The following is an 11,549-nucleotide window of genomic DNA, read 5'->3' on the forward strand; positions in this document are numbered from 1 at the left end:
GAGCCTTCCGAACCTATCGGAGGGCTTTGCTGTTTATAGCAATTACGTTTTACATTTACACAGAAAAATTGAGGAACGCAATGGTAACCATTCGTTTACAACGTGGTGGCGCTAAAAAACGCCCCTTCTACCAAATGGTAGTAGCAGACAGTCGCAACGCTCGCGACGGTCGTTTCATCGAGAACGTAGGCTTCTTTAACCCGGTAGCTCGTGGTCAAGAAGAGCGTCTTCGTGTTGACTTAGATCGTATCGAACACTGGGTATCTCAAGGTGCGGCGCTTTCTGAGCGTGTAGCACGTTTAGTTAAAGACGCGCGCGCAGCTGCGTAATTAACTAGGCAGTAGGGAGCGAAGTAATGACGAAACAAACATCAGACGCATTAGTCGTGGGCCACATTGGTGCCGTCTACGGTGTCAAAGGATGGTTGAAAATTCAGTCATTTACAGAGAACCCTGAAGATATCTTTGAATATACCCCTTGGACTCTGCAGGGGAATGCAGCTCGCCAGACCACCGAAGAAGCCGTGAATGTGGTTCAGTGGCGCCGACATAACAACGGGCTTATTGCTCAGTTAGAAGGCATCAATGACCGCGAAGTAGCCGCAACGAAAACAGGTTTGAGCATTTGCATTAACGCAGAGAAATTGCCTGAGCTAGCCGATGATGAGTTTTATTGGCGTGACCTGATTGGGTTACGTGTGGTAAACAAACAAGGCTACGATATGGGTGTAGTAGAGCAGATCATGCCGACGGCGGCTAACGATGTGTTAGTTGTAACGGCAAACTCGAATGATGCGTTTGGAAAGTCTGAGCGACTGATTCCGTTTGTACAAAGCCAATATATATTGGATGTGGACAACGAGAAGCAGCAAATTCAGGTGGACTGGCCCGCTGACTTTTGAGGCAACCAATGCACATTGGTGTCATTAGTTTGTTTCCCGATATGTTTTCAGCGATCACCGAACACGGTGTGACGCGAAGAGGTATCAAGGATGGTTTGCTAACGGTTTCGATATGGAACCCGCGCGATTTTACGCACGATAAACATCGCACGGTCGATGATCGCCCTTATGGCGGTGGTCCCGGCATGTTAATGATGGTGCAACCTTTAGTCGATGCCATTCAGGCAGCTAAAGCCGCGTTGGGTGAAGATACACCGGTTATCTACTTATCACCGCAAGGGCAGACACTTGATCATGGTGGCGTGACGCAATTAGCGCAAAATGATCGCATGATACTGATCGCTGGTCGTTATGAAGGCATTGATCAGCGTGTAATCGACCAATATGTTGATGCAGAATGGTCAATTGGAGATTACGTACTCAGTGGCGGCGAGTTACCAGCGATGGTGCTCATTGATGCAGTGGCGCGTTTGGTACCGGGTGTACTCGGTCATCAAGATTCAGCAGCTGAGGATTCATTCGCCAATGGGTTACTTGATTGCCCACATTACACGCGGCCTGAAATTTATAATGGTCAGCAGGTTCCGGCAGTTCTTTTGAGCGGGAATCACGAAAAAATTCGACAGTGGCGCTTGCAACAAGCTCTGGGTAAAACCTGGTTGCAACGCGAAGAGTTAATTAATCGCCTAGCTCTGACTGACGAGCAGGAACAGTTGTTGAATGACTTCATTCATCAGCATGAGTCCAAAGACTAACGTACAGTTTATCTAGGAAAGGAGATATACCATGGCAAAAGTAAGCCAGAACATCATTAAGGCTCTTGAAGAAGAGCAAATGAAAAAAGATTTACCGGCATTCGCTCCAGGCGATACGGTTAGTGTAAATGTAAAAGTAGTTGAGGGTAACCGTGAGCGTCTTCAGGCGTTTGAAGGCGTTGTTATCCGTGTTCGTAACCGTGGTTTGCACTCTGCATTCACCGTTCGTAAAGTATCAAGCGGTGAAGGCGTTGAGCGTACATTCCAAACGCACAGCCCACTGGTCGACAGCATCACTGTTAAGCGTCGTGGTGCAGTACGTCGTGCTAAGCTTTACTATCTACGCGAGCGTTCGGGCAAGTCTGCACGTATCCGCGAGAAGCTGTAAACAGCATTCGATGCAGAAAAAAGCCCGGCAATTCAGTTGCCGGGCTTTTTTTTGTTTGTGCTAGACTGAGCCCATGCAAGCATCGATTCAAATATTAACAGCAGCTTTAGAAGAGTTGCTCGATAAACAGTCACGTTGGACCGAGTATGAGTTAATCCAAGCACTCAAACGTGAGCCTTATGCTATTTTCGACCAAGACGCGTTAGCGGATACACAGGCACTCTTTGAAACACACTTTATTCTGTTTCATTGTCTTTATCTGATCCGCCAAGCTTGGCACGAGATGCAGCGAGCCGATCTCGATATCCATACGTTAGCAATTTCAGTGCGGCCGTACACCAAGCATGCTGTGTCTGAGCAGGCGACCGATGCAGACGTTCCTCAGTTACAGGATCCGCTAGCAAGCTATTATTTGGATTGGTCCAACTTTACTGAAACGACACAACAGGATGTGGAACAACTTTTAAATGATTTTTGGTCTCGCATGACAGGGACAACACGCCAAAGTCAGCGTATGGCACTTGATGAGGCCTGGCAACAACTTGATTTAGCGCCCACTGCGGATATGCAGCAAGTAAAACGTCAGTACCGAAAACGAGTACATCAATGCCATCCAGACAAAGGCGGTTCAGTTCGCGAGATGCAAGCCATACAGGTCGCATACCAGCGTATTATTAAGTCGTAGCCGGGGATGAGAAACGCGCATGAATAACGATGCCAAGCAGCAATTAGAGCAACTACGTGCAGCTATTGATAACACCGATGCTCAATTGATTGAGTTAATAAAGCAACGCTCAGAGCTGACCAAACAGGTCGGTGACGTTAAGCGTCACTTGCAAGCACCGCTTTATGTTCCTGAACGTGAGCAACAAATGATTGCTGCTCGCCGTCAGCAAGCCGAGCAGATGGGGTTGAGCCCTGACCTGATCGAAGACGTTTTACGTCGAATCATTCGTGAGTCTTATCGCACACAAACGGCACAAGCAACACCCACCTCGAGCAATCTCGATCGTCCTATTGTCATTGTCGGTGGCCATGGGCGTTTAGGTGGTTTGTTCTGTCGACTGTTTCAGCAAACTGGTTATGACGTGAAGGTAGTGGAAAAAGGCGATGCATTGACTGATATCACCGATTATCAGCCGCAGTTGGTTATCATCGCGGTGCCGGTTAATGTCACTGAACAAGTCATCGATGCGTTACCTGAACTGCCATACGACTGCATACTCGCCGATCTAACCAGTATCAAAGATAAACCGTTGCAAAAGATGTTGGCTCAACATCAAGGTCCCGTCGTGGGTTTGCATCCCATGTTTGGTCCTTCTGTTCCTAACCTTGCGAAACAGTTGATCGTTGCCTGTGAAGGTCGAGAGGCGACGGCATGCAAGTGGCTTATTGCCCAATTGACTAACTGGGGCGCTCATGTCGAGTGGGTTAACGCTCAGGCGCATGATCGTAGTATGGGCTGGATCCAAGTGATGCGCCATTTAAGTACCTTTGTTTACGGCGCCCATATGGCGGAAGAGCAAGCGGATATTGGCCAACTATTGCAATTGAGCTCGCCTATTTACCGTATGGAATTGATGATGGTCGGGCGCTTGTTTGCCCAAAACGGCGAGCTCTATGCCGACATTATCCAATCGCACCCCGAGCAATTTGCGGTGATTAAGCGTTACTTGGCGCGCTTTCAACACATATTAGAAACCTTGGAACAAGGCGACAAAGCAAGCTTTGTTGAATGCTTTCAGCAGGTTAATCAGTATTTTGGCGAATTTGCAGAGAAATTCTTACAAGAGAGTGAAGCGCTCGTCCAATTATCTGATGACCAGCGCTTTCGTAGTGCGGCTAACGGGTAAGTTGATACTGGCTCATTAGCTCAGCTAACGCGTCTGGGGAGGCAGGTTTATGCAATGTTGCATCCATACCCGCCTCTCTGCAGGCTTCCATTTCGGTCGCGCTCTGATGGCTGGTAATAGCAATAATAGGTGTCTTTGAGTAGCGCGTTTCTGCGCGCAAACGACGTGCCACCTCATCACCATTCATATCTGGCATTTCGTAGTCAATAAAGAAAATATCAATCGCATTTTGTTGCGCAACTTGCAGCGCTTGCGTGCCATTTTCTGCGTGGTACAAAGTTCCCGCATACTGCGTGAGCATCGCCTTAAGTACTTCTGTGCTGATAAAGTCATCATCAGCGATTAAGATATTCATGATATACGTCCTTATGCTACTACCGTTCTTGAGCGTTTCGTTTTACCCTAGCACTGAACGAAAGATTTGCCTAGTCAGGAGATGAACTGTGAACGAGAAGTATCAGCGCATAAAAATCTGGGATAGTTATATTCGTATCTATCATTGGTTGATGGTCGCCGCCGTTGCAGGGTTATGGTGGACCGGCGAACAAGGACGAATGGATTTACATCAGGATATCGCTATCGCGCTTGCCGCTTTATTAATTACGCGTATTGGTTGGGGCTTTTTCGGGAGCCGCAATGTCCGTTTCCGTCACTTTATTCAGTCGCCCAAACGCGTGGTCAGTCATGTCGGTGCATTATTCGGTCGACGTTATCAACAGGGCAACACACACAGCCCCGCAGGGGGCTACTCGGTCGTTGCATTACTACTGATATTAGTTGTTCAAATCGCAACGGGGCTCTTTGCCACCGATGGCATCTTATTTTCAGGTCCTCTCAATAGCTGGGTATCATCGGATACCGCTGACCTGCTTACCGACTGGCATAAAGCACAATTCAACTTTATCTTAGGTCTGGTGGTGCTTCACATCGTTGCCATCGTAATCTATCGTCTGTTAGGTCATCGACTGTTGGCGGCGATGGTTACGGGGTATCGCTATACATCAGCTCAGGTACCCGCGCTAAAACCGGGTTGGCAAGGGTTGGTGATTGCATTAGCGGTGTGGTTTATTTTGGTGATGCTGCTGTAACAGCATCACCTCATACCGATTAATCTTTATATTGGTCGTGGCAACCTTTGCAGTTTTTCGCCGCGGCCATGAATGCTGGTTTGATTTCATCCATTGAGCCAGAGGCCGCTGCGTCGACCAAACCATTGGCATCGGTGATCAGCTGATTTGCGCGGGATTCGAAATCTTCCCAGTTATCCCAAATCGCAGGTAATGCATCAGTGTCATCACCAGGCATCGCTCCTTCAACAGCAAAACCGTCCCAAGGAATGTGCGAAAGTCGCGCGAAGTCATTTGCGCGGTTGTTAAAGACTTCGGCGTCATAGGTTTCTTCACCTTTAACCATTGCCGCCATCGCCGCAAAGTTATCACGCATAATCGATAAGGCACTTTGACGATATTTCACGGCAGACTCGGCATCATTGAAGGCATGTTTGTCTGCCTGTGCAACCGTTGACATGCTCATGCACATCACCCCGGCTAAAACCATCGAAATTGTTGTTGCTTTCATTTTAGATTCCTTTGCACTGGATTATTTAACGATAATATTGCACATTCTATCTGTTATGTCTTGTTGCGAGTGTTACATACGTTTTAATTTACACTCAGAGTTTAACTGTTTACACAAAAAATAATAACCAGTGGGGAACAACCATGAATGCGAAGCACCAGCTGAGCGCGTTAGCTTTGGCGGTTACGAGCGTTTTCGCAACGTCTGTAAGTGCCGATCAAACGACACGCGTCAATGGCATGCGCGACAACACACCATCGCTCGTTGCAATTCAGAATGCCACCATTACAACAGAACCGGGTCAATCGCTCGTTAATGCGACCTTGGTCATCAACAACGGCAAGATTGTCTCGGTTTCAGAAAACGGAAAAGTGCCGGCAGGCGCAAAAGTGATCGACGGTACTGGTTACCATATCTACCCAGGCTTCATAGATGCCTATACCGATTATGGTGTTGACCAAGCGGAAGAACCAGACTGGTCGGAAACCCCCATTTATAACAATCACCGTGAAGGTGGTAACGCAGCAAACGACGCGATTCATGCCCAGCAGCATTGGTATACCGCATTCGAAAACACACCTGATGCGGCTAAAAAGTGGATCTCAAGTGGTTTCACGAGCGTTCAAACAGCTCGTTTAGATGGCATTTTGCAAGGATTTGGCGCGACGGTTTCCTTAGCGGATAAAATTGCTAACGAGACCATTTATAAAGCCAGTACTCGTCAGTTTGGTTCATTTGATAAAGGCACGTCTCAGCAACAATATCCCACGTCGTTGATGGGAAGTATTGCGCTTGTCCGCCAAACGCTCTCAGATGCACAATGGTACGAAAATGCATATGGCAAAGAAGCGTACAATGGACCCGTTGAGTTCAACGCTGCGCTTGATGCACTAAAAAATATCGAACAAACCGGTATCGTCTTTAAAGTTGAAGATGAAAAGTCGTTATTGCGCGCTGATAAAGTGTTTGACCAATTCAGCGTACCGGCTATTTATTTAGCATCAGGCTACGAATATGCGCGTTTAGAACAAGTTAAAGCAACCGATGCTGAGCTCATTGTGCCGGTTAACTTCCCGGCTGCACCGGATGTTTCGGGTGTGGATGCATACCTTGATGTGGATCTCGCAAAGCTACGTCACTGGGAACGTGCACCTGCAAACCCAGCCATGCTTGCAAATGCTGGCGTTGACTTTGCACTCACGCTGTACGGACTAGACAAAGCCGAGTCATTTTGGCCGAACGTTAAAAAAGCAATGCAAAATGGGTTAACGGAAAGCCAAGCGCTTGCCGCTTTGACCACGACTCCAGCTAAAATTGCCGGTATTGAAGACAAAGCCGGTAAGTTGCAACAGGGCTATATCGCCGATTTTGTAATGGCAAAAGGTGATCTGTTTAAAGACGGCGTCATTCAGTCGGTTTGGACACAAGGGCAGCCGGTAGATTTGATCCCGCGTGAGCAAGTTGAATTTGCCGGGGATTACACCGCTAATTGGTCAGGTAATACATTCACGCTGAATGTCGCGACACAGCCTAGCTTCTCGGGTGAAATCACCTTGGGCGAGCAGAAGAGTACGCTACGTCACCTCAATTCAGGTATTGATGAATTAGCATTTGTCGCAGACTTAGATGTCGCGGGTGAGCAAGGCACGTGGCGCTTTAAGTTGCTACACACTGCACAAAATTCAGCGCAATTGGTGGCTGTTGCCCCAAGTGGTAGCGAACAGCGAGTTGAGTTGGCTTACCAAGCCGCAGAGCAGGAAGACAAGCCGTCAGAAAAGGTCGAACCCGCTTTCGTGGGTGATTTAACCTATCCGAATGTTGCTTATGGTCAAAAAGGTTTGCCAGCGCGCGAAGATGTTCTCATTAGAAACGCTACGGTGTGGACAGCGACCGATGAGGGGATTTTAGAGAATACCGACGTGCTTGTACGCGATGGTAACTTTGCTGCGATCGGCAAAGATCTCAGTGCACCGAGTGGCGTGCGGGAGATCGACGGCTCTGGCATGCATTTAACGCCGGGTATCATCGATGAGCATTCGCACATTGCAATCGATCAAGGTGTCAACGAAGGCTCAGAAGCGGTGACCTCTGAAGTACGGATTGGTGATGTGATCAATTCGGATGATATTCACATTTATCGCTCACTCGCCGGCGGCACAACAATGGCACAGCTGCTGCATGGCTCAGCTAACCCGATTGGTGGTCAGGCGCAAGTGATTAAACTGCGCTGGGGTGCGACAGGTGATGTAATGAAATTTGATGCAGCACCAGCGTCGATTAAGTTTGCTCTGGGTGAGAACGTTAAGCAGAGTAACTGGGGTGAGGATATGACTATCCGATACCCGCAAACCCGCATGGGTGTTGAAACCATTATTCGTGATGGATTCCAAGCCGCATTAGAGTATCAAGAGCGTAAGCGTGAGTATGATCGGTTGAGTTCGGCTGAAAAACGTCGTCAAGCTCCACCGCGTCCTGATTATCGCTTAGACACATTAATCGAAATCATGAACTCGGAGCGATTTGTCCACGCGCATTCGTACGTTGCATCAGAAATTTTGATGTTAATGCGAGTTGCTGAGGACTTTGGCTTCACCCTAGATACGTTTACCCACATTCTTGAGGGCTACAAAGTTGCGGACGAAATGGCTGCACATGGTGCCTCGGGATCAACCTTTGCGGACTGGTGGGCATACAAGTTTGAGGTGTACGATGCAATTCCACAAAATGCGTGTTTGATGCATGACCGTGGTGTCCTCACCAGTATTAATTCGGATAGTGAAGATCTGCAGCGTCGCTTAAATACTGAGGCAGCTAAGTCGGTACGTTACTGTGGTATGGACCCGCACGAAGCGCTGAAGATGATCACCATCAACCCTGCTAAACAGCTCAAAGTAGATGACTATGTGGGTAGCATCGAGAAAGGCAAAGATGCTGACTTTGTGTTGTGGAACCACTATCCACTGAGTAGCTATGCGCAAGCACAGCAAACATGGATTAATGGTCGCAAATTCTTTGACCGTGAACTCGACAAACAGCGTCAGGCGAAAGTTAAAGAAGAGAAACAAGCGCTCATTCAGAAAGTACTTGCTGCGGGTGATGAAGCGAAGCAAGGTGAACAAGATGCATATAAAAAAGAACAACCCGAATGGCACTGCGAAACTCAGCATGATTTTTGGTTGGATCATTTCGCTGCCGCGTCGCATAGCCATGGAGGACATTAATCATGAAACTTATTAATAAAGCACTGACAGCAGCCTTGCTTAGCGCGTGTGCTGTGACGCAAGCGGTTGCTCATGATGAGGTGCCAGGTAAGAAGCAGGAGCAACCCATCGTATTGCAAAATGGTACGTTGCACACAGTAACCCAAGGTGTGATGAACCAAACCGATTTACTGTTTGCTGACGGCAAAATCGTCGCGATCGGACAAGATCTGGCTGTGCCAGCCGATGCACAAGCGATTGATATCAGCGGTCAACACGTGTATCCGGGTGTCATTGCCATGGATACCACGTTAGGGCTGAATGAGATTGAAGCGGTGCGTGCCACGCGTGATGCCGATGAGGTCGGCGAAGTGACGCCGGAAGTGGCTGGTCACATTGCTTTTAACGCCGACTCTGAAGTGATTCCAACCGTGCGTTACAACGGCGTTGCGTATGCCCAAGTAGTGCCTGAAGGCGGTTTAGTGAGTGGCCAATCATCGTTGATGCAGTTAGATGGCTGGAACTGGCAAGACGCACTTGTTACTGCGGAAGAGGGCGTACACATTAATTGGCCTCGGACTTATGTGGTCGATACCTGGTGGGAACGCCGCACACCCGAAGAACAACGTAAAGCCAATGCTGAAGCGTTGCAAAAGCTGAAGCAGGTACTTGCCGACGCGAAAGCATACTACAATGCTAAACAAGCAGGTCGCGATATGCCCGAGGACCAACGTTGGGAAGCGATGCAAGGACTGTTCAACGGGAGTAAGCGGTTATATGTTCACGCTCAAGACAAGCGTCAGCTAGAGCAAGCAATCGAAGTGAGCCAAGGGTTTGGCTTTGAGCTTGTGTTAGTCGGTGCATACGACGCTTGGCGTATTGCCGACAAGCTTGCCGAACTGCAAATTCCTGTTGTGTTTGGTTCGCCGTTCGGGTTGCCAATGCGTGAAGACGATGGTTATGACCAAGCATTTGCCACTCCTGCTCGTCTTGCGGAAGCCGGTGTTAACTTTGCGATCGCATACCCAGGTTACTGGGATGTGCGTAACCTACCGTTTGCCGCAGGTAATGCCGTTGCTTATGGTCTAGATGCTCAGCAAGCACTCGAAGCCATTACTTTAAAGCCTGCTGAGTTTATGGGTGTGGCGGATAAGTTGGGCTCGTTAGAAGAGGGCAAACAGGCATCGCTTGTGGTGTCTAAAGGTGATCTACTCGACCCAATGGGCCAGTCATTGACCCATATGTTTATCGATGGTCGTTCGGTGAGCTTAGAGAGCCGTCACACGGAACTCTATGATAAGTATCAGCAAAAACCGAAACGCAGTGAATAAGTGATCGCATTTATTTGAGTTAAAAAGCCACTTTATTAAGTGGCTTTTTTATTGGTCCAATAAGCTAACTAACAATTTTTTAAGTGTGGCGGGCTCAAATGGCTTATCTGTCAACGCATCAACACCGCTTTGCTTTATGTTGGTCACTTGTAACTCATTGGCTTGTGCCGTGACCATTAGAATGGGTGTATGTGCGTGAGAGGGGTCTTGGCGAACGTGCTGAGCGAACTCACTACCACTCATTTCTGGCATATTAAAGTCGGTAACAATCAGGTCAAACGATTGCTGATTAAGAATCTCAATCGCTGCTGGAGCGTTATTAGACTCAACCACATGTTCCACCCCCATATTCTCGAAAACACGACGTAAGGCATGCAGGGAAGTTACGCTATCGTCTACCAGCAATACCCGTAAGTCTTCCACATCAAATAAATTAAGCTCAACGGATTCTGGCTCTATCAGGTCAACGGTCGCCTTAATCGCACGCTCTAATTGCTGAATTGAGAAAGGCTTTGGTAGAATTGCTACAATACCTGCCTGTTTAAATTGTTCGAGCTGATCTGGGCGGTGTTCGCTCGATACCAACATAAAGTGCACAGTGTCTTCTAATTGTGATTCTTGAATGAAGTCAATTAATTGATGAGCGGTTCCATCTTCGAAGTACATTGCACTGGTTACAATATCCGGTTGCCATTCACGGATTAAGGTTTTGGCCTCTGCAATCGTTGACGCACCGCGGGTCTCTGTCAATTGAGCCTGACTCAAGTGATGTTTGATAACTTTTCGTTGCACATCTGATGGTTCAACGAGCAAGATACGAAGTTCGTTAATTGAGAGTGACATATTTATGTTGAATAGGTATTTGCGAAAAGAGTATTTGATTTACTCGGCAAACTCAATTAAAAAACGTTATGCTAGGAGCAATAATAATTAAAAAGGGGAAGTTATGAGCGTCACTCGCGAGTTTTCTGCGGACCAAAAGCAGTTGATCATTTCAATAAAGGGAAAGTTCGACTTTAGCTTGGTTCAAGATTTTAGACAGGCTTATAGCCATATTGGCGAGAGTGAGCCTTTAGTTATTATTGACTTACGTGAAACCGAGTACCTTGATAGCTCAGCGTTAGGTATGCTGCTTAACATGAGAAAATCACTTGGCTCAACTGTTAAAGGTATTCATTTAATTAATGCGCGACCAGAAGTTAAGAGAATTCTGGATATTTCTCGCTTCGAGAAAATGTTTACCATCGCATAATGAAAGTACTGGTAGTCGACGATCAGAAAGCAAACCAAATCATGCTCACGGGTTTGCTTGAGTCGTTTGGGCATCAAGTCGTTTGTGCAAATAACGGTTGCGAAGCGCTAGAAGTTTTTAAAACTGAGCAGCCGCACTTGGTTTTGCTTGATGTAATGATGCCAGAGATGGATGGTTTTGAGACTGCGCCACGACTGAGAGTGTTCAATATTCTGTGTCAGCCAAGTTTTCATAAATCTATGTGGCCATCCAGTCGACCTTCAAAGTGGATGGTTAGCTGAGACAGTGTCA

14 protein-coding genes are annotated in these 11,549 nt (G+C 47.6%); 11 read left to right on the forward strand and 3 right to left on the reverse strand.

The annotated features are described in order from the left end of the window. The first annotated feature begins 80 nt into the window (after positions 1-80). The 6 genes from rpsP to tyrA all read left to right on the forward strand — a co-directional run bounded on the left by rpsP (position 81) and on the right by tyrA (position 3,897). Positions 81-329 carry a 30S ribosomal protein S16 gene (gene rpsP / locus DFP83_RS08885; protein WP_110574920.1) on the forward strand — a complete coding sequence of 83 codons (249 nt, stop codon included), beginning with the start codon at positions 81-83 and terminating at the stop codon, positions 327-329. Positions 330-355: 26 nt separating this feature from the next. After that, positions 356-901: a ribosome maturation factor RimM gene (gene rimM, locus DFP83_RS08890; protein WP_110574921.1), complete on the forward strand. Its 546-nt coding sequence runs from the start codon at positions 356-358 to the stop codon at positions 899-901. Positions 902-909: 8 nt separating this feature from the next. After that, positions 910-1,656, forward strand: a complete 747-nt coding sequence (gene trmD / locus DFP83_RS08895; protein ID WP_110574923.1) for a tRNA (guanosine(37)-N1)-methyltransferase TrmD — start codon at positions 910-912, stop codon at positions 1,654-1,656. 31 nt (positions 1,657-1,687) lie between these two features. Beyond that, entirely contained in the window at positions 1,688-2,044 is a 357-nt protein-coding gene (gene rplS / locus DFP83_RS08900) for a 50S ribosomal protein L19 (RefSeq protein WP_006956616.1), read from the forward strand. A gap of 73 nt (positions 2,045-2,117) precedes the next feature. Beyond that, positions 2,118-2,729: a DNA-J related domain-containing protein gene (locus tag DFP83_RS08905; protein WP_110574925.1), complete on the forward strand. Its 612-nt coding sequence runs from the start codon at positions 2,118-2,120 to the stop codon at positions 2,727-2,729. Between the two features lie 19 nt (positions 2,730-2,748). After that, on the forward strand, positions 2,749-3,897 hold the full coding sequence (gene tyrA, locus DFP83_RS08910) for a bifunctional chorismate mutase/prephenate dehydrogenase (protein ID WP_110574927.1): 1,149 nt from the start codon (positions 2,749-2,751) through the stop codon (positions 3,895-3,897). Here the strand turns inward: tyrA and DFP83_RS08915 are convergent. Then, on the reverse strand, positions 3,887-4,252 hold the full coding sequence (locus DFP83_RS08915) for a response regulator (RefSeq protein WP_181416392.1): 366 nt from the start codon (positions 4,250-4,252) through the stop codon (positions 3,887-3,889). The two genes, tyrA and DFP83_RS08915, sit on opposite strands and share 11 nt — an antisense overlap. An 88-nt stretch (positions 4,253-4,340) precedes the next feature. Here DFP83_RS08915 and DFP83_RS08920 point away from each other — a divergent pair, with 88 nt between their 5' ends. Further along, on the forward strand, positions 4,341-4,985 hold the full coding sequence (locus tag DFP83_RS08920) for a cytochrome b/b6 domain-containing protein (protein WP_110574930.1): 645 nt from the start codon (positions 4,341-4,343) through the stop codon (positions 4,983-4,985). Between the two features lie 19 nt (positions 4,986-5,004). Here DFP83_RS08920 and DFP83_RS08925 read toward each other — a convergent pair whose 3' ends face one another. Continuing rightward, a complete protein-coding gene (locus DFP83_RS08925) occupies positions 5,005-5,475 on the reverse strand; it encodes a c-type cytochrome (protein ID WP_110574932.1) in 471 nt (156 codons plus the stop codon). 143 nt (positions 5,476-5,618) lie between these two features. Between DFP83_RS08925 and DFP83_RS08930 the strand changes: the two genes are divergently transcribed. Beyond that, a complete protein-coding gene (locus DFP83_RS08930; protein WP_110574934.1) occupies positions 5,619-8,696 on the forward strand; it encodes an amidohydrolase family protein in 3,078 nt (1,025 codons plus the stop codon). Positions 8,697-8,698: 2 nt separating this feature from the next. Continuing rightward, complete coding sequence (locus tag DFP83_RS08935) at positions 8,699-10,006, forward strand: amidohydrolase family protein (RefSeq protein WP_181416393.1); 1,308 nt, start codon at positions 8,699-8,701, stop codon at positions 10,004-10,006. A gap of 48 nt (positions 10,007-10,054) precedes the next feature. Here DFP83_RS08935 and DFP83_RS08940 read toward each other — a convergent pair whose 3' ends face one another. Then, positions 10,055-10,849 (reverse strand): response regulator, encoded by a 795-nt coding sequence (locus DFP83_RS08940; protein WP_110574936.1) that lies wholly within the window; start codon positions 10,847-10,849, stop codon positions 10,055-10,057. Between the two features lie 103 nt (positions 10,850-10,952). Between DFP83_RS08940 and DFP83_RS08945 the strand changes: the two genes are divergently transcribed. Together DFP83_RS08945 and DFP83_RS08950 are read left to right on the forward strand one after the other, a co-directional pair. Beyond that, the gene (locus DFP83_RS08945; protein WP_110574938.1) at positions 10,953-11,258 is read left to right on the forward strand and encodes an STAS domain-containing protein; all 306 of its coding nucleotides are present in this window, start codon (positions 10,953-10,955) and stop codon (positions 11,256-11,258) included. Further along, complete coding sequence (locus DFP83_RS08950) at positions 11,258-11,539, forward strand: response regulator (protein WP_244912977.1); 282 nt, start codon at positions 11,258-11,260, stop codon at positions 11,537-11,539. The genes DFP83_RS08945 and DFP83_RS08950 overlap by 1 nt, the downstream gene beginning before the upstream one ends. The last annotated feature ends 10 nt before the right edge of the window (positions 11,540-11,549 follow it).

Source organism: Idiomarina fontislapidosi (assembly GCF_003226255.1).
GTDB lineage: Bacteria > Pseudomonadota > Gammaproteobacteria > Enterobacterales > Alteromonadaceae > Idiomarina > Idiomarina fontislapidosi.